Origin of the sequence: Nonomuraea sp. CA-143628 (assembly GCF_050942315.1) — a bacterium.
In the GTDB taxonomy this organism is placed as follows: Bacteria; Actinomycetota; Actinomycetes; order Streptosporangiales; family Streptosporangiaceae; genus Nonomuraea.
In genome coordinates, this window is the sequence record NZ_CP192072.1 from 10,651,168 (window position 1) to 10,669,834 (window position 18,667).

The window sequence follows — 18,667 nt, forward strand, 5'->3', positions numbered from 1 at the left end:
ATTGCCGCGGGTTCCTGCGGACGCGGACGTCTCTTGCCACATCACGCGCATATCCCGCTAAAGTTATTTATATGAACAGTTCTTCAGATGTCAGCATGTTGGCGGTGGACGGCTGCGTCGCGAAAGTGGTCGATGGCGCCCGGGTCGCCGCCGTGTGCGAGCGCATGCCCGCCGCCGAGGACCTCAGCGATACCGCCGACATCTTCGGGCTGCTGTCCGACCCGAAGCGGTTGCGGTTGCTGGTCGCCCTTCTGGACGGTGAGCTGTGCGTGTGCGACCTGGCCGCGGTGACCGGCCAGAGCGAGTCGGGCGTCTCGCACTCGCTGCGCCTGCTGCGGGCGCACCGCATCGTCGCCGTACGCCGCTCGGGAAGGATGGCCTACTACCGGCTGGAAGATCCGCACGTACGGATGCTGCTCGATCTGGCGCTGGCCCACACCGAGCACACCGAGACCATGCACCCCGAACGCGATGGGACCACCTGATGGGCGCCGGACACGGACATGGGCAGGCGAGCGGACACGCCGGAGGGCGTCACCGCCGGCGGCTCGCGCTCTCCTTCGCCCTGATCGGCTCCTACTTCGTGGTCGAGCTGGTGTACGGGCTGCTCTCGGGCTCGCTGGCGCTGATGTCGGATGCCGGGCACATGGCCGCCGACGTGGTCACCCTCGGGGCCGCGCTGGTCGCGACGAGGATCGCCACTCGCCCCGACACCACCGGCCGCCGGAGCTACGGCTCCTATCGGGCCGAGGTGTTCGCCTCGTTGCTGGCCGTCGTGCTCATGCTCGGCGTCGCCCTCTACGTGGTCGCCGAGGCCATCAGCCGCATCGGCGGTCCCGCCGAGATCTCCTCCGGGCCGATGCTCGTGGTCGGCGCCATCGGCTTGGCCGTCAACCTCGTCGCGCTCCTTCTGCTGCGCTCCGGCGCCGACGAGAGCCTCAATGTCAAGGGCGCCTACCTGGAGGTCGTGGCGGACACCGCCGGCTCCGTCGGCGTCATCGTCGCCGGCTGGCTCGTCGCCACCACCGGCCAGGCATACTGGGACACCCTCGTCGCCCTGGCCATCGGCATCTTCGTCGCCGTACGCGCCGTCTCTCTTGGCCGCCAGGTTTTCGCCGTCCTCGGCCAGCACGTTCCCGAAGGCGTCGACGCCACCGCTGTCGCGGCCGACCTGGCCGCCATCGACGGTGTTCGTGACGTCCACGACCTGCACCTGTGGACCCTGACCTCCGGCATGAACGTCGCCACCGCCCACCTCGTCACCGGTAACCAGGATGACAACCACGCCGTCCTGGACCAGGCGCGCGACCTGCTGCGCCGGCGCCACGGCGTCGCCCACGCCACCCTGCAGGTCGAACCCGCCGACCACGCCGGATGCGACGAACTGGGTTGGTGATCACCGTCCGGCGTGATCGCGACATGCATCTGGCCGCGGTCGACGAAGAGCACCGGCCGTCTTCGTGCGGGACTCGATCTCGCCGTTAGGGCCGCACCCCACAGGGCCGGGCCGTCACATGGGGATCGATTGCCTGCGTGCGAAAACACCATCTGGCGCGGCATGCCTTTCTCCATTCCAGCGAACTCACCGGCGAAGGGGCAACGCCAATAGCGGACGCGTACGCGGATAATCGCACAAGCCCGCCATCGTCGAGTCGACCAGCGGCACCCTGGGCCTGGGCCTGGCGCTGGCCGGCATCGCGTACGGCCACCCGGTCGTGCTGGTGGCCGAATCCGGGCATGGAACCACTCAGGCAGCGGCTGCTGGCCTCCTACGGCGTGCGTCTGGAAATCGTGACCGCGCCGCACCCGGCAGGCGGCTGGCCGCCACGGACCGTCGCCGGGCTGGTCTCGGCGGCGGCCGTCGCGCGACGGGAACAGCGCGACCGGCTCGTACCCGCCACCTGTGTGGCCGCGGCCACCTGAGCCAGGCCCGGCGCACGCCCGAGGAAGGGATTCGTGCCTGGTGCGGCCGGCTCGGCCGCACCAGGCACACACGCGGGTGAGCGTGCTATTCAGACGCCGCCGCACCCCGCTTTCGGCGGCCACTCATGAAGAGCGCCGCCCCGGCCAGGACCAGCGCTGCGACGGCGATCCACAGCCAGCCGGGCATGCCGCCGGAGCCGCTGCCGGCGCTGCTCTCGCTTTGCGGGGCGGCGGCCGCCGCAGATGGCGGTTGGGAGGTGGCTGGTTGCGGCGCGGCCGAACTCGACGATGAGGGCGGGGCTGAGGATTCGGCCGGACTGGCGGAAGGAGCGGGCGCGGCGGCCGGAGCAGTGACGGTGAAGCGCAACTCTCCGGAGATCGGGTGACCGTCGGAGGAGACCACCCGCCAAGCGAGGCGGTAGCGGCCCGGCTCCAGCTTCTGCTGCGGGGTGGCGAACACCTCGTTGCCTTGGTTGCGCGGTTTGCCCAGCGGAAGGTTCTCGCCATTCGGGCGCTCCAGCACGAGAGTGGCCATGGTCATGCGGGAGGTGAATTCGAGTTCGATCGTCTCCACCTGGGCCACCTTGGCGCCATCGGCGGGCGAGCTGTCTTTGAGCCGATCGTGCGCCAAGGCGGGGGGAGCGGTCAGGAACAGCAGCAGCACGGCGCCGCCGATGCCGGCCACGGCATGGCGGATCGCCTTGATCGACTGACGCGTTGAACGAGTCAATGCGGGACTCCGAAAATAGGGGGGTCCGGCAGGCGCCGGACGGTGAGATGAGCTCCTGCCGGGGCGGTGGCCCGCACCGCGATGACACGGCGGGGCATACGCGCGCCAAGAGCTGGAGCTGGACGAACAGCTTCGTGAAGGTCGTGATGTGACGGGCGTCAGCCGCGCCCGGCGCGTTGGGGCGGGCCACGCCGCGACAGGACCGGAGCCAGCAGTGCGGGTACATGGCCTGCCAACTGCGGCCAGGACGGCCGGAAGTGGACGGGGCGGGACAGCGGCAGGGGGGCGAGTACGGCCGGCCAGGCGGCCAGGACGTTCCACAGTCCGGTCAGGGGTGTGGCGCTCAGGTGCAGCAGCGCCGCCAGCGCTGTCTCACCACGTGCCAGCCACCAGCTAGAGGCAGCCGCCACCGCCAGGTGGATCATCAGCATGCCCAGTCCCGAGCCGTGTTCGTGGCTACCGGGCAGAGCCGCGGGCATCCTCATCGTGGCGGAGGCGGAGTGCTCGGAGACCGCGAAGAGCTGATGCAGCCCGAACTGCGCGGCCACGCACAAACCCAGCAGCTCCGGCCAGCCGCGCGGGCGTGCGCCCAGGCAGAAGGCGGCCGTCCAGGTCACCGCTACCGCCGCGGCCAGCGGGCCCAGGGCTATCGCGGTGCCGCCGACCAGGACGTGCAAAGTGGCCGAGGCCAGCACGCACACGGCGGTGAACACCGCGGCGCGCAGCGCGCGGACCATAGGACGGCCGACATGCACCCCGTCATCGTGGCAGAGCCCATCGGCTCCGTCACCCGGAACATCACCATCGTGGTGTCGATGTACCAGTTCCCTGATCCCCACTCTCGCCTCTGGCGCCTCGGTGTTCGGCTGACGCCGCCCCCGGTTACCGTCGGGTGCGCACGCGAGCGGCGTCCCGCGTCCGCTCACTTCCTTGCCCTTGCGGATGCGGGCGGGTTGGGGATGTTCGTCATCATCGGCGTGCGTTCAGCTGACGCTCGTAGCTACTTCCGAGATACGCGGAATGTGCCACCGCATGGCGAGAGATCTGCCTGGTCCCACGACGCGGCCATGAGTTCAGTGATCGGCGTGGTCGTCGCCGTTCGCCGCCGTTTCAAACCTGCGGCCATGATGAGTGGGGCCATGCGGGTCGGCGCAATGACGCACGATGCGGCGTAGCGCGCCGTCTTCGTCGAAGGCGTGGCTGTTGGGCGCGGCGTGGTCGACCTGCACGGTGGTGTGCTCGATGCCGTGCCGGCCGTGCAGCAGAGCTTCGACCGCCAGTCGTGCGGCATGGCAATCGGCGCCGGGGCTGACCAGAATGTGCGCCGACAGGGCGGCATAGCCCGAGGTCACTTCCCAGATGTGCAGGTCGTGGACCTCGACCACGGTGTCCAGGGCAGCGATCTGGCGGCCGATCTCGGCGGGATTGATGTCGGCAGGGGCGGCTTCCATGAAGACGCGCCCGGCGTCGCGGACCAGGCCCCAGCCTGCTTTGAGCATCAGTACGGCGACCACCAGCGCGGCGATGGCGTCGGCCTGTGCCCAACCGGTCAGCCAGATGACCAGGCCCGCGACGGTGGTGGCGACGAAGGCGTACAGGTCGTTGAGAATGTGCTGAAAGGCACCTTCGACGTTGAGGCTGGAGCGGTTGGCCTTGGACAACAGCCAGGTCGCGGCCAGGTTGACGGCGATGCCGGCCAGTCCTGTGGCCATCACGAACAGGCCCTCGACCTGCGGCGGCTCGATCAGGCGGCGGATGCCCTCGAAGCTGAAGTAGGCCGCCAGCAGTAGCAGCGTGATGCCGTTGACCTGGGCTGAGACGATCTCTGCCCGCTTCAGCCCGTAGGTGAAGCCGCCCTCCGGCGGACGAGCGGCGATTCGCATCGCGACCAACGCCAGCACGATCGCCATCGCGTCGGTGAGCATGTGACCGGCATCGGAGATCAGCGCCAGCGACTGGGCGATCAGCCCGATCACCACTTCCACCGCCATGAAACCGGCGATCAGGGCGAGCGCCCCGCCCAGATAGCGCCGGTCAGCCTGGGCGCTGATCGCGTGACCGTGACCGGCGCCATGGCTGTGATCGTCACTGCGATCGTGATCAAGAGCCGGCTCCGCGCCCTGTCCTTTCCTTGCCCATGCCTGTGGTCGTGGTCGTCAGACATGCGCTCGGCTCCTTGAGCGGGTGTGGACGGGGTACGTGATGGCCGACGTCGATCAGGCGGTAGCAGACCAGCCGAAGATCTGGCGCGCTTCGTACCGCCAACAACTTCTACCACTGAACACCTATTCATATGTTTAAACAAGCTGTAATGTGTCAACTACTCAGCGTAGAAGTTGCAGGTCAGGATATGACCACCCCGTCAGTTCGGTTCCCTCAACCGGATGCGACGATGCGCGCAGGAAGGCGAATTCGCATGAGAATCGCGCACACCGCCCCCAGCACTCATCACCCCATCGCGACCCACCGTCGGGATCGGAGACCACCCTCACCACCGATGGCAGCCGCCGGGTCACGGTCGTGACGCTGCCCACCGTGCGCCGCGACGGCGACCGCGTCGTCACCCGCCCCTACTCGTCCTGAGCAGTCACCACATGCGAGAAAGGACCGGCATGACCGAACAGCAGCCGCACCCCCACTCCCACCACCATCACCATCACGAGGAGGCCACCTGCGCCTCCGACCACCCCATCGACACCGCGTCCGACACCGCAGCAGCGGCGGGCAACGGCCAGGAGTGCGATTCCTGCCACTGCCACGACGACGCCCAGCAGTAACCCCCGGCCTGCTGCGACCTGCCTTTCTCACGTAGACGGTCGTCTCCGGCACACTTCGGCCACCCTCAGGCCATCACCCGACGCACCCGAATGACGCACCCTCCTGGCGGCGCTCTCCCCGGCGGGACGCCGCCGGGAAAGGGCCGTGCCCGACGCTTCGGTACGGGCAGGCCCCACCATCACCAGCGCCGGCGGCGAAAGGTTTGGTGACAGCCCACCATGCATGTCGAACACGAAGACCACGACCATCACCCCCACCTCCCGCACAGCCACGCCGTAGCCGCCGATGGCACCACCACGTCGCCGGTGCAGGCGGCCGGCCCCGGCCAACTCGCCTTGCTGACCGCCGCCGCGGTGCATCATCAGGTCTTCACCGTGGTCCGGCTGCGGGCCGGCTACGACCTGGCCGAAGTGGACGCGTTCCTGGCCGGCGTGGAAACCACGCTCAGCCTGCTGTGGCAGGACAACACCCACCTGCGCGAACGCCTGGCCGCCGCCGCGTCCCAGAACTCGCGGAGCACAGCCGATGTGCTGGCTGAGGCGGAGCAGACGGGGCAGGAAACGATCAGAGCCGCCCGGCAGGAAGCCCGCCAGATCCTCGCCGCCGCCCATGCCGAGGCCGAGCAACTGCAACGTCAAGCCGCCGCGGACGCCGACGCGCTGACCCAGGCCACCCGCCTGGCCTACTGCGAGGCCATCGAGGCGCAGGTCGACCAACTCGGCACCGTCATCACCGACCACAGCCGGCAACTGCAACAAAGCCTGCACACCCAACTCGAGCAGCTGCGCACCCTGCTGGACGACCTCACCACGCCGAGCCACGGCGCCCACGAAGCCTCCAGCCTGCCCGCACGTTCCGGCCCATCGTCGACCCGCACGCACGCCGGTACCACCTCGGCCCCATGACGGCGGACTCCTCGACAGAGCCGGTCCACCCGCGGCCGGTTCCGTTCGCCCAACCGGCACCGCCGCTCCCACCCGCTCCTGCCAGAAAGGCCGTTACATGTCCTTGCCGCTCGGGGGGCCGGCGCTGCAGTCGGCACTGCAAGACTCGACTCTGGATGCCGCACTGCCGGCCTGGACGAGCTGGGCCGCTGTGGGCCTGGTCACGCTGTCCACGCTGGCCGGCGCCCGCTTGGCGCGGCACAACATTGCCAAGATCAGCCTCTGGCTCGCCATCGCCTCGGCTCTGATGCTCATCACCGCCTTGACCGACCTGCTGCCCGATGCCTGGCGGGAAGCCACCGCCACAGGCGTCCCGCTCTGGCTGGTGGCCCTGGCGGGGCTGTTCGGTTTCTCCGTCATCACCTACTTCACCCGCAAAGGCTGTGGTCACCAGCACGACAGAGCTCAAGTCGGCCGCCACTCACCTGGCCTGCACCGTCGCGTCAAACAGGCCGTCAGCGCAGCCGTGTACGGCGGCGTCGGCACAGCGGCCGCCCTGGCCCTGCACCGCATGATCGAAGGCGCCACCCTGGCGCTGGCCGCGTCAGCCATCGTCGTGGCCGCCTTGGTGATCCACTCGGCCAGCGAAGGACTGGCCCTGGCCGCCCTGCTCGATCTGGCCCGCAAGCCGCTCGCCCCCTGGCTGACAGTCGCCTGCCTCAGCCCCGCGGCAGGCGTCGTGCTCGCCACCGTGGCCCCCCTCCCCGCGCAGAGCGTGCCGATCCTGCTCGGCATGGTCACCGGCGTCCTGCTGCGCACCGCCGTGATCGGGCTGACGATGGCCCGCGCCAACAACGGCGGACAGTTGTCGCGCCGCCACATCGTCCTCACCACCGCCGCTGTGCTGGCCACCGGAGGCATGCTGGTCACTTCACAAACCCTGCTCGCCGCCGACCCGTCCCACTCGGCTCTGCCCACCGCTGCCGCGCATCGCCTGCCCGCACCGCCCACCCGGCCGCCCCAGACACCGACGCCGCTGACACAACCGGCGAGCGCTACCGAACTACGAGCCGCCGTGGCGACCGGGCAACTCGGCCTGGAAGCGCTACTGTCGCGCAGAGACCCGGCCACCATCGAGGCCGACGTCGCGTCGCTGCTGCGTGCCCTGCCCGGACGCACCCCCGCCCAGATCACCCAGACCATGCGGGAGGCGAAGATCGACAACAGCGCCCGCATCGGCGACCTCACCTTGCGCCAACGCCATCTCCTGCTCACCGCTCTCAGCCAGCCACCAGCAGCCCAGCCCCAGTGAGCCGACCAGAACGGCAACGCAGGCCCCACCTCGCGCCGGCTCGGCCCGCCCACCGACACCGACGCCTGCCACCTGATGAAGCAAGGGAGCCGCCACGAGCCGGCGGCACTGCCTGACGGCGATCTGGGCGGTAACCTTCTACCTCAGATAAAAGTTGGCGCGGCAGGAGGGCTACGGTGCAACTCGGCAATCTGGAGCGGTCGGTCATGGAAGCTCTCTGGGAGCACCCCGACGGCATGTTCGCCCACGATCTCGCGGCAGATCTGCCCTCGAAACCGGCCATCACGACGGTGCTGACGGTGTTGATGCGTCTGTCGCGCAAAGGCATGGTCTCGCGCGAGCGGATCGGCCGCGCGCACCTGTACAAGTCCATAGCCGACAAGGATGCCTTTGTCGCCGAGGCGATGCGCGCGGCCCTGGACGAGGCAGGCGACCTTGAGGCGGCCGTGCAGCGTTTTGTCGTCGGGGTCACCCCGGAGGTGGCCGCCGCCTTGCGCGAGGCGCTCGGTGAGCGGGACGGATCTGCCCCGTGATCGCCTGGCTGGTCGCCGCAGGAGTGTCACTGTTGCCGGTCGTGCTCGGCGACCGAATGGCCCGCGTGCTGGCCGGGGCGGCGTGGACGCACCGCTGTCCCCGCGCGGCGCTCGCGCTGTGGCAGGCGATCGGGCTGGCGGCAGGGCTGGGCGCGGTCGGCCTTGGGTTGGTGGCCGCGGTCGCCCCCTTGGCCGCGGTCTTCCCACATGGCATGCACACCTTGGGCCGCCAGATCGTGTCCGGGCATGGCCTGGACGGGCTCGGGCCCGCGCATCTGGCGGCCCTGGCCTGGTCGGCGGGCCTGCTGAGCTGGCTGCTGGCGCACACGATCCGCGTCACCACCAAGACCTTCCGCGAGCGGCGCCGCCAACGGCTGCTGGTCGACGTCGTCGCCGAGCACTCAACCGTGTACGACGCCTACGTGCTGCCCAGCGACAGGCACGTGGCCTACTGCGTGCCGGGCAGGCACCGACGCATCGTTCTCAGCCAGGGCACCCTGGACCTGCTGCGCCCTTGCGAACTGCAAGCCGTCCTGCAGCACGAACGCGCCCATGCCCGCGGCCGCCACGACCTGGCCTTGCTGCCCTTCCTCGCCCTCACGCACGCCTTTCCGTGGCTGGCCGCGGCGCGAACGGCACGGCACGCGGTCGCCATGCTGCTGGAGATGATCGCCGACGATCATGCCCGCCAAGCGCACGGCGAGTTGCCCCTGGCCCGCGCCCTGGTCCGGATGGCCGACAGTCAGGGAGGCCAGGGTCTGGCCACCTTCGCCCTGTCCGATGCGGGCGTCGTCGAACGTGTGCATCGCCTGCTGTCCAAGAGCGACCAGCCCGCCTGGGCGCCCACCGCGGCCTACTCGGCGGCCATACTGCTGCTGAGCGGACCCCTCACGGTCCTGTCCGCCCCCATCATCTGCAGCACCTTCTGACGAGCGCGTCGCCGCGACCGCCGTGGACGATGTTCCGCCGCGGCGTCCACCGTTTCCAGTGGCCTCTGCCTCAACCGTGATCGCGCCGCCCCTTACGGTTCTCATATTCGACGTACGGTAGAAGTTCTACCAGTCGTAGAAGATAAGGGCCGGGGGTAGTAGATGCACGAGAAGCCGCAGGGCACGATCAAAGAGCGGCTCTAGGCGTTGCCAGGCCAGCAACGGCGGGCCGAGCGTCGGCGCCGGACCATCTTGATCGGCGGCGACTCTCCCGCCACCCCCGCCCTGGCCGCCGCGCGCCTGGCCCCGCTGTTCCTTGCCGCGGCAGGCTCCGCCGTGGCCGCCCTGACGATCGCCATGCTGGCGGGCGGCGCGGCCTTCGCCGTCGTGATCAGCGGGCTCGCTGACGCCGGCCTTCTCACCCGCTGGGGACTGCCGCTCGCCAAGCTCGCCGCCGACCTGGCCGCGATCACGACGGTGGGCATGCTGCTCACGGCCGCCGTTCTGCTCCCCTCGGACAAGGGGCTGCTGCCGGGCCAGGCGAAACGCTACGCGCGCTCGGCCTCCTGGGCCGCGCTGGCCTGGGCTGCGGCGACCGCCCTGGCGATGCTGTTCACGCTGTCGGATGTCCTCGCCACCCCCGCCGCGCGCCTGACCGGCACCGAGGCGCTCAGCTTCATCAGCACCGTCCCGCAGGGCACAACAATGCTGCTGGTGCTGCTCCTGGCCGCGTGCATCGCCGGTTTCGCCAGAGACGTGGTGAGCCTCAACAGCGCCGCCGGCCTGCTCGCCGCCGCCCTGCTCGGGCTGCTGCCACCGGTCCTGACCGGACACTCGGCCAGTTCCCCCAACCACGCGATGGCCATCACCGGCCTGGGGCTGCACCTGGTGGCGCTGGCGTTGTGGGTCGGCGGCCTGGTCGCCGTCACCGTGCACGCCCAGCGGGGCCATGCCGATCTGCCACTGGTGGTAGGGCGGTTCTCCCGGCTGGCGGCGTGGTGCCTGCCGGGGGTCGCGGTCAGCGGTGTGGCCGGTGCCGCGGCCCGTCTGACCGAGTTCGGGCAGTTGGTTTCCTCCTCCTATGGAGTGCTCATCCTGGCTAAGGCCACTGCCCTGGCCGTACTGGGCGGGTTCGGGTGGCTGCACCGACGCCATACCCTGATGGCCCTGCGGGCAGGTCGGCCACGTGCCTTCGCGCGACTGGCAGTCGGTGAGGTGGTGGTCATGGCCGCCACTGTGGGGCTGGCGGTGGTGCTGTCGCGTACGCCACCACCGTTGACCGCGCTGCCCGCCGACCCCGTCCGTGACCTGCTGGGTTATGCCATGCCACCGATGCTCAGCGCCGCCCGGCTGGCGACGCTGTGGCGGCTGGACCTCTTCTTCGTCCTGCTGGTGGTCGTCGCCGCCCTGGGTTACGCGGCCGCGGTCGCGCGCCTACGCCGCCGGGGGGATTCTTGGCCGGTGGGACGGTCTGTCTCGTGGGCGGTCGGGCTCGTCCTCATCGTGGTCTTCACCCAAAGCGGAATCGCCACCTACGCGCCTGTGCTGTTCAGCGTGCACATGATCCAGCACATGGGGCTGGCGATGCTGACCCCGATCTTCCTGGTACTCGGAGCGCCCGTGACGCTCGCCCTGCGGGCGCTGAAACCGGTTTCCCACCGCGGTGACCGCGGACCGCGCGAGTGGATCGTCACGATCCTGCACAGCCGCTTCGCCGAGATCGTCTCGCATCCGGCGCTGGCGATGGCCGTCTTCATCAGCGGCTCCTACGCGCTCTACTACACCTCGTTGTTCGAGAGCGCCATGCGCCAGCCGGTCGGCCACATCCTCATGAACGGGCATTTTCTGCTTTCGGGCGTGCTGTTCTTCTGGGTGATCATCGGCGTGGATCCGGCGCCACGCCGCCTGCCGTACGTCGCCAAGCTCGGCACGCTGATGATGACCATGCCCTTCCACGCGTTCTTCGGCATTTCGATGATGATGACCGGCAAATCGATCACCTCATCCTGGTACGACCAGCTGGCCCGCCCCTGGGGAGCCAGCGTGCTGGAGGACCAGACCGTCGCCGGCGGCATGGCGTGGGCGTTCGGCGAGATCCCCACCATGATCGTGGTGATCACCATTGCCGCGCAGTGGGCGCTCAGCGATCATCGCCAAGCGCGGCGCCTGGACCGTCGTGCCGACCGGCTCGGCGAGAGCGAACTGGCCGCCTACAACGACTATCTGGCCCGGCTGAACAAGCGATCTCAGGATTAATGAGCGTGCCATTGACCACCCACCGCCGCCGCGCCCGGTTGCCTGGCGCGGCGGCAGAGTAAAGGCGGTCATCCCGCAGGAAGGCTGGGCTGCTTCAGGCCGCGGTAGAGATCCGGACCAACTCGATGCCCTTGTTGTTGTGGCGTTCCGCCCACGTGGTCAGGGCCGTGCGGCACGCGTGGTCGAGGTGGCGTACCCCGGCGAGGTCGAGCTCGATGGGCTGATCTTTCGGCAGTGTCTCCAAGGTGTCGAGCATCTTGGGCAGGCGCAGGAAGGTGGCGTTGCCGCTGACTTCCACGCGGATCGGGCCGTCGCCGCGGTGAGTGACCTGGATCTGCATGTGCGAGGTTTCCCACGCGGATTTGATGATCGAGAGCGCCAGCCCTATGAGCACGCCTTCGAACATGTTCACCACCACGATGGCCACGGCAGTGACCGCGAGGATCACCGCCTCGCCACGATGTGCCCGCCACAGCCGGATCATCTGCTTGATCGGGAGCAGCTTCCAGCCCGCGTGGACGAGGACACCGGCGAGCGCCGCGATCGGGATGACGCCGAGCACGGAGGGGACCAAGGCGGCGAACGACAGCAGCCAGACACCGTGCAGAACTCGCGACGTCTTGGTCTTGGCACCCGCGTGGACGTTGGCCGAACTACGCACAATGACCGCGGTCATCGGCAGGGCGCCGAGCAGCCCGGAGACGGCGTTGCCCATTCCCTGGGCCATCAGCTCCTTGTCGTAGTGGGTGCGCGGACCGTCGTGCAGGCGATCCACCGCCGCCGCGCTGAACAGGCTTTCGGCGGAGGCGATGAGCGTGAACGCCAGTACGGTGCCGATGACACCGATCTCGGCGAGCTGCCCGAGGGACTCCGCGCCAGGGAGCCGGATCGCGTCGATCAGGCCGGTGACCTGGATCTTTTGAACGATCCTGCGGTACATGTCGTACGCGACGCAGGGCCGTATCACGTCAAACGGCGCGGGCCGTCCGGGCCGTTCGGACGATCAGCGGAACGCTGGTAGGAGACGCCGGTTCGCTCGGTGGGCCCGATCAGCAGCGGAAGACCTGGAGCACTGCGGGAAGTGCGGCGCCACGTTGTCTGCGGAGGCCGTACGGCGGGCCTTCCACACCGCTCGCGGCGATGATCGGCGGCTGCGTCGCGGATGACGCCACCACGGTGTCGAACGGGGTCTTCGCCCGGGGGACCGCGACGGTCTGCTGCCGATCACGGGCCCACACGTGGTCGGACGCCTCCCCCGGCTGGGCTGAGCCTTCGTAGTGTTCGGCCCCGGCCGCCACCGCCGGCAGGACGTGCCGTTCGCTTGCCGAGGGCAGCCCGTGGGAGAGGATCAGGCACGCCAACAGAGCCATGGCCAGCGCCGCGCGGGCATTCTGGACCAGCCTCGTCACCGCCTCGCTCCCCCGATCTGAGTGGCTTGAGCCTGTGGCCCGGCCCGTTCAGGCCCCGGCGACATGACGTCCCCTGTGCACCTGACAACACCCACAGACTAGATGTCGCCACATAAAGTCAACGAAAGCCGGGGGGCCATAACCGCGCTGGGCCGTCAGGCCGAGCCCCGCCGCACAGACTCCCCACCGCCCCGGGCTTCGGCCCTTCAACCTGCTCGGTGACCCCTGAGGCCCACGCTCGAAAACGGGAAATTTCGATCTAAACATCGACTTGAGCGGACGTGATGGCTCATTTCTGGAAGGACCGAAAATTACCCCTCGGGGGTACTTGACGAAGGAGGGGGCCAAGAGGGACGGTGTAGCCGCAAGGGCATGTACCCCTCGGTGGTATGTGCAAGAGCATTGGGCCTTTGGACGTTACGGACAGCGTTCCAGGGGCTCGGGGGCCAGTGCCGACCGACCGCGCGCGTGCGCGCGAGAGGAAGGGTGTGGCGATGACTTCGCTCCTTCGGATACCTATATTGATCATCCTCGTGAGCGCCCTGGTCGGGTGCGGTTCCAGCCAGGCTCACGGCGATCTCCTGCAGCGAGTCAAAGCGGCGGGAGTCATCCGGGTCGCGCAGACCCAGGCCAACCCGCCGTGGAACTTCCTGGAGAACGGCAAGCCCGCCGGCTACGACGTGGACGTGGCCAACGAGCTGGCCAAGCGGCTCGGCATCGCGAAGGTCGAGTTCGTCGCCTCCAACTTCCAGAGCTTCATCGCCGGAGTTCAGGCGGGACGCTTCGACGCGGTGATCGCCGGTCAGACCATCACCGATGAGCGCGAGAAGCAGGTCGACTTCTCCCGGCCCTATGAGGTCAACGGCATCTCGATCTTCGTGGCGAACACCAACACCTCCATCAACGGCGCGGCGGATCTGCCGGGCAAGAAGGTCGCGGTCACCGCGGGCACCACGCAGGCGGCGTTCGCCAAGAAGTCGATCCCCGGCGCCGACATCAAGACCTATGACAACGCCACGCTCGGCCTGACCGAGGTGGGCAGCGGCCGCGCGGACGCCGCGCTGGTCTCCCGGTTCCAGGGCGCCTTCCTGGCGCAGAAGAACAGGCTGGCGGTCAAGCCCGCGGGGCCGCTGCTCGAGTCTGAGGTGAACGGCATCTCCTTCGCCAACGGGTCCACCTCGTTCAAGCAGGCCGTGGACAAGGCGCTGGGAGACATGATCTCCGACGGCACGCTCGCCACGATCTCCCGCAAGTGGCTGGGCGGGCTGAACATGGCCGAAGAGCTGGGCAAGCTGTGATGGACCTGCTCGTCGACTCGTTTCCCGATCTGCTCGCCGGCCTGGCCATCACGATCATGCTCGGCCTGATCTCGTTCGTTCTCGGCAGCGCGCTGGGTGCCCTGGTCACGCTGGCTCGCATCTCGGCCAGCAGGGTGTTGCGAGCACTGGCCGCCGCGTACGTGTCGGTGTTCAGGGGCACGCCGCTGCTCATCCAGATCATGATCGTCTACTTCGGGCTGCCGCAGCTCGGGCTGCAGATCCCGCCCATCCCGTCGGCGATCATCGCGTTCACCCTGTTCAGCGCCGCCTACCTCAGCGAGAACTTCCGCGCCGGAGTGCTCGGCGTGGACAAGGGACAGTGGGAGGCGGCGGCCTCGATGGCCATGCCGTACTGGAAGACGCTCAGACGCGTCATCTTCCCGCAGGCGATCAGGATCGCCACCCCCGCCGTGGGCAGCAGGTTCATCGCCTTGATGAAGGACACCTCGCTCGCCTCCGCGGTCACCGTGGTCGAGCTGACGCGCGTGGCCGAGGGCATCGGCACTTCGACCTTCCGGTACATGGAGGCGCTGCTGCTGGTCGGGATGCTTTATTGGCTGGTCAACACCATGCTCCAGATCGGCCAGCAGGTGCTGGAGAAGCGGATGAGGAGGGCCTACGCGTGACCGTCGTGAGCGTACGTGACCTGCACAAGCGGTTCGGTGACCTGGAGGTGCTCAAGGGCGTCGACCTCGACGTGGAGCGAGGCGAGGTGATCGTGGTCATGGGCCCGTCGGGCTCGGGCAAGACCACACTCATCCGCTGCCTGAACCTGCTGGAGGAGCCCGAGAAGGGCACGGTCAGCGTCTGCGGCACCGAGATCGCCTGCGGCAGGATCTCCCGGGCCCGGGCCAAGCAGATACGCGAGCTGCGCCGCCGTACCGCCATGGTCTTCCAGCAGTTCAACCTGTTCCCGCACATGACGGCCCTGCAGAACGTCATGGAAGGCCCCCTTTCAGTGCAGAACGCATCACGCGATGAGGCGGCCGAGCTGGGGCGGCGGCTGCTCGCACGGGTGGGCCTGAGCGACAAGTGCGACTGCTATCCGGCCAAGCTGTCGGGCGGGCAGAAGCAGCGGGTCGCGATCGCCAGGGCGCTGGCCATGCGGCCCGAGGTGATCTTTTTCGACGAACCCACCTCCGCGCTCGACCCCGAGCTGCACGGGGAGGTGCTCCAGGTGATGCGCGAGCTCGCGCGGGAGGGAATGACGATGGTGGTCGTCACGCACGAGGCCGCGTTCGCCAGGGAGGTGGCGGACCGGGTCGTCTTCATGGACGGCGGCAGGGTGATCGAGCAGGGGGCTCCGTCGAGCTTCTTCACCGCGCCCGCGCATCCCAGGGTCCGGGCCTTCCTGCGACTGGTGGCGTCGTGATCGACGTCTAGCCGGCCTGGTCACCCGCTCGGCGTATCGAGACGTCGGCTGCTGACCAGGCGCTGGGCAACCTGGTCTGTCCGCACCCGGGTCGGGGCTTCCTGCCTCAGCGAGACCAGCTGCGCGGCCAGCGCGGCCAGCGGAGCCAGTGGGACGAGCATGAGCAGGATTCCGGCCTGGCGCTGGTCGGCGAGGCTGTCATCAACGCCGAGCGGGGCCACAAGGGAGAACCAGTCGACCGCCGCGGCCGGTCCGAGCAGCAGGAACGCGCCGAGGACAAGGTGTACGGCGGCGACCGCCGCCAGCAGCCAGGCGCGGGCGGCCCACGGGATCGAGCGAGGCAGCGGATCGACGCCCACCAGCACCCAGAAGACCAGCAACCCGGCACCGAAGACCAGAGACACCGTAAGCAAGTGGGTGGCATAGCCGGATGCGGACCAGGACAGGTAGGGCGTGCCGTAGAGCAGGATGACCGGCAGGGTGCCGGCGATCAGCAAAAGAGCGGGACGGGTGATGCGCCGGCCACGAAGCCGTGAGCCGAACTCGCCGTACTGAGAGGCGGCAGTGGTGGCCTGGGCGGCGAGGGTGAGAGGCGCGCCGAAGCAGAGCAGGATAGGAGCGATGACGGCGAGCACACTGTGCTGCAGAACGTGGATCGACAGCATCGCCCGCGCGTAGCTGCCGATCCCCCCGAGCAGGGCCAGCGCGGTCAGCGCCAGGCCGGCGTACCAGGCCAGCGTGCGTCCGACCGGCCAGGAGGGCAGCCTGCGTACGCCCATCATGTAGCCGACGGCGGGCAGCGCCAGAAGCAGCAGGATCAGCGGGTCCAGGCGGATCTGGGTGATCAGCGCGCCGAGGCTGTAGCGGGCGAGTTGGTACTCCAGAATGAAGTGGCTGCCGTTACCGTCACCGCCCGTGGGTGGTGGGGTGCGGGACAGGGCGACGGCCAGCCCCATCGCCGCCGCCATCATGGCCATCTCCCCCGCGGCCAGCCGGGTGAAAGTACGGCGCACGCCGCGTTCGGCGATGCCCGCGACAATGCGGCGGCGGTGAATCCAGCCGAACAGGGCCAGGAACGCGAGCGCCACGACCTTGGCCAGCACGAGCAGGCCGTACCTGGTCTGCCAGAGGTCGGATGGAGTGTTCAGCCGCACCCACGCGCCGGCCAGGCCGGAGACGGCGACCGCCGCGAAGCAGCACAAAGCGATCGTGCTGAACCTGGGCAGCGCCACCTGCAGGTGATCGGAACGGCGGAAGTGGACGAGCACCGCGGCCAGCCCGCCGATCCACACCGACGCCGACAGCAGATGCGTCATCAGGGCGGAGACCGCGATGTCGTGGTCGGCGACAGAGGCGGCGTGACCTACGTAGGCGGGCGGCAGGATCGCGAAGGCGGCGATGGCCAGCGGGATCACTTTGGGCAGGCGCGGCAAGTGGGTGAGCACGGCCACCACGACGGCGGCGACCAGCACCACGAGCAGCGCCTGGGTCTGCGGGAACGACATGCCGAAGCTCAGCATGTCGGAAGAGCCGAGCAGGTTCGTCACGGGCAGCGGGATGATGTTCGACAGGGTCAGCAGGTAGCTCAGGACGGCGGTGGCCGCCCAGGCGAGCGCCCACCAGCCTGCCGCGCGGACGCAGGCCGCCGACTCGGGCGAGGCGGCCGGTGCGAAGAGCACGGCGGCGAGCAGCGTTCCCACGCAGGCGACCGCGCACAGGTTGTAGCAGAACCGGACCAGCGGCAGCCCCCAGTCGGTGAGCGGTCCCGCGGTGGGCAGCCCAGCGATCTTCGGTTCGCTGACGCCGCCGCCGAACCAAAGGGCAGCGATCAACACCACCACACCCGCGGCGACCACGGAGACGTAGACCCGTCCACTCTTTGTCATCGCGCGCCCACCCAACCACCGCCATGGGCAAGCTCACGCGGCGGCAATCGCCTGTCGACGAGCGCTGTCGAGACACCGGTAACCGTACTCACGCGACGACCGCCGTCCTCCATGGCATGTCATGAGGTACGCGGGATGCCGCCGGCTGGTTCAGCCCTCCGACATCTATATGTGACCCGGCGGCGGGCGTGGCCGTGGCACGCTGCAGTTGTTCCCCCAAGGAAGTGCCGCCGACAGCACCTCTCGCCGAACCCTCGAACCACACACACCCAACGGCAGAAAGGCAAGCGGATGAGCTCGAACCAAGGCGACGACAAGGCACGCTCTCGACACGAGGCGGAGGGCCCTGGGCTGACGCGACGGCACGCGGTGCAGGCCGCCGGGCTGCTCGCGCTGGGAACAGTAGGAGCGGTGGGAACAGCGGGAGCGGTGGGATCCGGGCCCGCCATGGCGGCATCGACCGGCGCCGCGACGCGCACGGGCGTGATCCGGCTCGCCAGCGTCCGGACCGTTCAGGAGGGCGGCCTGCTGCCGCGGTTGCTCAACGCGTTCCAGAGCCAGACCGGCCGGCAGGTCCAGGTCCACATTGGTGAGGACGTGTACGTGAAGGCCCGCGCCGGGGAGGCGGACCTGGTCTTATCGCATTTCGGGCACAAGGACGCGCAGGCCTTCATCACCGACGGGCTCGGGCAGTGGCCCCGGATGGTGCTGTTCAACTCCATCGCGCTGATCGTGCCCGACGGCGACCCGGCCCATGTCGCACAGCTCACGGATCCGGTGAAGGCGTTCCGCCGGATCGCCCGCACCCGCGCGCCGTTCATCGTCAACGCCATGCCGGAACTGGTCTATCTGGCCGACAACCTGTGGCATGCCGCCGGGCGTCCGGACAAGACAGGGTGGTATCGCGACACGGGGCTCCAGCAGGAGGCGGCCATGCGGGCGGCGGCCCAGCAACGGGGATACAGCATGTGGGGCGCCACCCCGTTCCTCGTCTTCCAGCAGGACAACCACCTTCCGCTGCGACCCGTGCTCTACACCGACGAACTGTTCCACCGGATCATGGCGACGGTCGTGGTCAACCCGGCCTCATTCCCCGGCGCGAACGTGGACGGTGCGCTGGCGCTGCAGAACTTCCTGCTCACTCCGGCGATTCAGGCGCTGATCCGCAGCCATCGCCATCCCGATGTGGACCAGCCGCTGTTCTGGCCCGCGGGCCGCGACAACGCCACGGAGATCCTGCTGCCGCCACCATCCGGAACCGGGTGAACCACGGCTGCCGTGTGGCTCGCGGCGCTCATGGCGCGCTCGCCGCGGGCCTTCTGCTCCCCCGCCCACA

19 protein-coding genes are annotated in these 18,667 nt (G+C 69.1%); 13 read left to right on the plus strand and 6 right to left on the minus strand.

The genetic code is table 11. The annotated features are described in order from the left end of the window. Positions 1 to 71: 71 nt before the first annotated feature. The 3 genes from ACQP2T_RS48300 (at position 72) to ACQP2T_RS48310 (ending at position 1,923) form a co-directional block, all read left to right on the plus strand. On the plus strand, positions 72 to 485 hold the full coding sequence (locus tag ACQP2T_RS48300) for an ArsR/SmtB family transcription factor (protein ID WP_433511548.1): 414 nt from the start codon (positions 72 to 74) through the stop codon (positions 483 to 485). Then, complete coding sequence (locus ACQP2T_RS48305) at positions 485 to 1,396, plus strand: cation diffusion facilitator family transporter (RefSeq protein ID WP_433511549.1); 912 nt, start codon at positions 485 to 487, stop codon at positions 1,394 to 1,396. Before ACQP2T_RS48300 ends, ACQP2T_RS48305 begins: the two co-directional genes overlap by 1 nt. Before the next feature lie 341 nt (positions 1,397 to 1,737). Beyond that, complete coding sequence (locus ACQP2T_RS48310; protein WP_433511550.1) at positions 1,738 to 1,923, plus strand: hypothetical protein; 186 nt, start codon at positions 1,738 to 1,740, stop codon at positions 1,921 to 1,923. 85 nt (positions 1,924 to 2,008) lie between these two features. Here ACQP2T_RS48310 and ACQP2T_RS48315 read toward each other — a convergent pair whose 3' ends face one another. The 3 genes from ACQP2T_RS48315 to ACQP2T_RS48325 all read right to left on the minus strand — a co-directional run bounded on the left by ACQP2T_RS48315 (position 2,009) and on the right by ACQP2T_RS48325 (position 4,704). Further along, positions 2,009 to 2,653: a copper resistance CopC family protein gene (locus ACQP2T_RS48315; RefSeq protein ID WP_433511551.1), complete on the minus strand. Its 645-nt coding sequence runs from the start codon at positions 2,651 to 2,653 to the stop codon at positions 2,009 to 2,011. A gap of 158 nt (positions 2,654 to 2,811) precedes the next feature. After that, positions 2,812 to 3,408 (minus strand): hypothetical protein, encoded by a 597-nt coding sequence (locus ACQP2T_RS48320; protein WP_433511552.1) that lies wholly within the window; start codon positions 3,406 to 3,408, stop codon positions 2,812 to 2,814. A 318-nt stretch (positions 3,409 to 3,726) separates the two neighbouring features. After that, entirely contained in the window at positions 3,727 to 4,704 is a 978-nt protein-coding gene (locus ACQP2T_RS48325) for a cation diffusion facilitator family transporter (protein ID WP_433519931.1), read from the minus strand. A 561-nt stretch (positions 4,705 to 5,265) separates the two neighbouring features. On the opposite strand from ACQP2T_RS48325, the gene ACQP2T_RS48330 reads away from it, so the two are divergent. The 6 genes from ACQP2T_RS48330 to ACQP2T_RS48355 all read left to right on the plus strand — a co-directional run bounded on the left by ACQP2T_RS48330 (position 5,266) and on the right by ACQP2T_RS48355 (position 11,345). Beyond that, on the plus strand, positions 5,266 to 5,430 hold the full coding sequence (locus ACQP2T_RS48330; protein WP_433511553.1) for a hypothetical protein: 165 nt from the start codon (positions 5,266 to 5,268) through the stop codon (positions 5,428 to 5,430). 219 nt (positions 5,431 to 5,649) lie between these two features. Then, positions 5,650 to 6,336 (plus strand): DivIVA domain-containing protein, encoded by a 687-nt coding sequence (locus ACQP2T_RS48335; RefSeq protein ID WP_433511554.1) that lies wholly within the window; start codon positions 5,650 to 5,652, stop codon positions 6,334 to 6,336. A 97-nt stretch (positions 6,337 to 6,433) separates the two neighbouring features. Continuing rightward, positions 6,434 to 7,627: a hypothetical protein gene (locus ACQP2T_RS48340; RefSeq protein WP_433511555.1), complete on the plus strand. Its 1,194-nt coding sequence runs from the start codon at positions 6,434 to 6,436 to the stop codon at positions 7,625 to 7,627. 176 nt (positions 7,628 to 7,803) lie between these two features. Further along, entirely contained in the window at positions 7,804 to 8,160 is a 357-nt protein-coding gene (locus tag ACQP2T_RS48345) for a BlaI/MecI/CopY family transcriptional regulator (protein ID WP_433511556.1), read from the plus strand. Beyond that, a complete protein-coding gene (locus ACQP2T_RS48350; protein ID WP_433511557.1) occupies positions 8,157 to 9,089 on the plus strand; it encodes a M56 family metallopeptidase in 933 nt (310 codons plus the stop codon). The genes ACQP2T_RS48345 and ACQP2T_RS48350 overlap by 4 nt, the downstream gene beginning before the upstream one ends. 207 nt (positions 9,090 to 9,296) lie before the next feature. Next, complete coding sequence (locus ACQP2T_RS48355) at positions 9,297 to 11,345, plus strand: cytochrome c oxidase assembly protein (protein WP_433511558.1); 2,049 nt, start codon at positions 9,297 to 9,299, stop codon at positions 11,343 to 11,345. Between the two features lie 94 nt (positions 11,346 to 11,439). Here ACQP2T_RS48355 and ACQP2T_RS48360 read toward each other — a convergent pair whose 3' ends face one another. Both ACQP2T_RS48360 and ACQP2T_RS48365 read right to left on the minus strand, forming a co-directional pair. Next, a complete protein-coding gene (locus ACQP2T_RS48360) occupies positions 11,440 to 12,285 on the minus strand; it encodes a SulP family inorganic anion transporter (RefSeq protein ID WP_433511559.1) in 846 nt (281 codons plus the stop codon). 109 nt (positions 12,286 to 12,394) lie between these two features. Then, complete coding sequence (locus tag ACQP2T_RS48365; protein WP_433511560.1) at positions 12,395 to 12,754, minus strand: hypothetical protein; 360 nt, start codon at positions 12,752 to 12,754, stop codon at positions 12,395 to 12,397. Between the two features lie 494 nt (positions 12,755 to 13,248). Between ACQP2T_RS48365 and ACQP2T_RS48370 the strand changes: the two genes are divergently transcribed. The 3 genes from ACQP2T_RS48370 to ACQP2T_RS48380 are packed head-to-tail and all read left to right on the plus strand — an operon-like array spanning position 13,249 to position 15,445. Continuing rightward, complete coding sequence (locus tag ACQP2T_RS48370) at positions 13,249 to 14,052, plus strand: transporter substrate-binding domain-containing protein (RefSeq protein ID WP_433511561.1); 804 nt, start codon at positions 13,249 to 13,251, stop codon at positions 14,050 to 14,052. Next, entirely contained in the window at positions 14,052 to 14,699 is a 648-nt protein-coding gene (locus ACQP2T_RS48375) for an amino acid ABC transporter permease (RefSeq protein ID WP_433511562.1), read from the plus strand. Before ACQP2T_RS48370 ends, ACQP2T_RS48375 begins: the two co-directional genes overlap by 1 nt. Next, a complete protein-coding gene (locus tag ACQP2T_RS48380; protein ID WP_433511563.1) occupies positions 14,696 to 15,445 on the plus strand; it encodes an amino acid ABC transporter ATP-binding protein in 750 nt (249 codons plus the stop codon). Before ACQP2T_RS48375 ends, ACQP2T_RS48380 begins: the two co-directional genes overlap by 4 nt. A gap of 20 nt (positions 15,446 to 15,465) precedes the next feature. Here the strand turns inward: ACQP2T_RS48380 and ACQP2T_RS48385 are convergent, their stop codons facing one another. Further along, entirely contained in the window at positions 15,466 to 17,331 is a 1,866-nt protein-coding gene (locus ACQP2T_RS48385) for a cytochrome c oxidase assembly protein (RefSeq protein WP_433511564.1), read from the minus strand. A 291-nt stretch (positions 17,332 to 17,622) separates the two neighbouring features. Here ACQP2T_RS48385 and ACQP2T_RS48390 point away from each other — a divergent pair, with 291 nt between their 5' ends. Continuing rightward, positions 17,623 to 18,597, plus strand: coding sequence for a hypothetical protein (locus ACQP2T_RS48390; protein WP_433511565.1), 975 nt, complete (start codon positions 17,623 to 17,625; stop codon positions 18,595 to 18,597). Positions 18,598 to 18,667 lie beyond the last annotated feature (70 nt).

Bases quoted from the DNA above. Each gene is read 5' to 3' on its own strand.
- ACQP2T_RS48300 (WP_433511548.1), top strand. From the start codon at position 72: ATGAACAGTTCTTCAGATGTCAGCATGTTGGCGGTGGACGGCTGCGTC.
- ACQP2T_RS48305 (WP_433511549.1), top strand. From the start codon at position 485: ATGGGCGCCGGACACGGACATGGGCAGGCGAGCGGACACGCCGGAGGG.
- ACQP2T_RS48310 (WP_433511550.1), top strand. From the start codon at position 1,738: ATGGAACCACTCAGGCAGCGGCTGCTGGCCTCCTACGGCGTGCGTCTG.
- ACQP2T_RS48330 (WP_433511553.1), top strand. From the start codon at position 5,266: ATGACCGAACAGCAGCCGCACCCCCACTCCCACCACCATCACCATCAC.
- ACQP2T_RS48335 (WP_433511554.1), top strand. From the start codon at position 5,650: ATGCATGTCGAACACGAAGACCACGACCATCACCCCCACCTCCCGCAC.
- ACQP2T_RS48340 (WP_433511555.1), top strand. From the start codon at position 6,434: ATGTCCTTGCCGCTCGGGGGGCCGGCGCTGCAGTCGGCACTGCAAGAC.
- ACQP2T_RS48360 (WP_433511559.1), bottom strand. From the start codon at position 12,285: ATGTACCGCAGGATCGTTCAAAAGATCCAGGTCACCGGCCTGATCGAC.
- ACQP2T_RS48370 (WP_433511561.1), top strand. From the start codon at position 13,249: ATGACTTCGCTCCTTCGGATACCTATATTGATCATCCTCGTGAGCGCC.
- ACQP2T_RS48375 (WP_433511562.1), top strand. From the start codon at position 14,052: ATGGACCTGCTCGTCGACTCGTTTCCCGATCTGCTCGCCGGCCTGGCC.
- ACQP2T_RS48385 (WP_433511564.1), bottom strand. From the start codon at position 17,331: ATGACAAAGAGTGGACGGGTCTACGTCTCCGTGGTCGCCGCGGGTGTG.
- ACQP2T_RS48390 (WP_433511565.1), top strand. From the start codon at position 17,623: ATGAGCTCGAACCAAGGCGACGACAAGGCACGCTCTCGACACGAGGCG.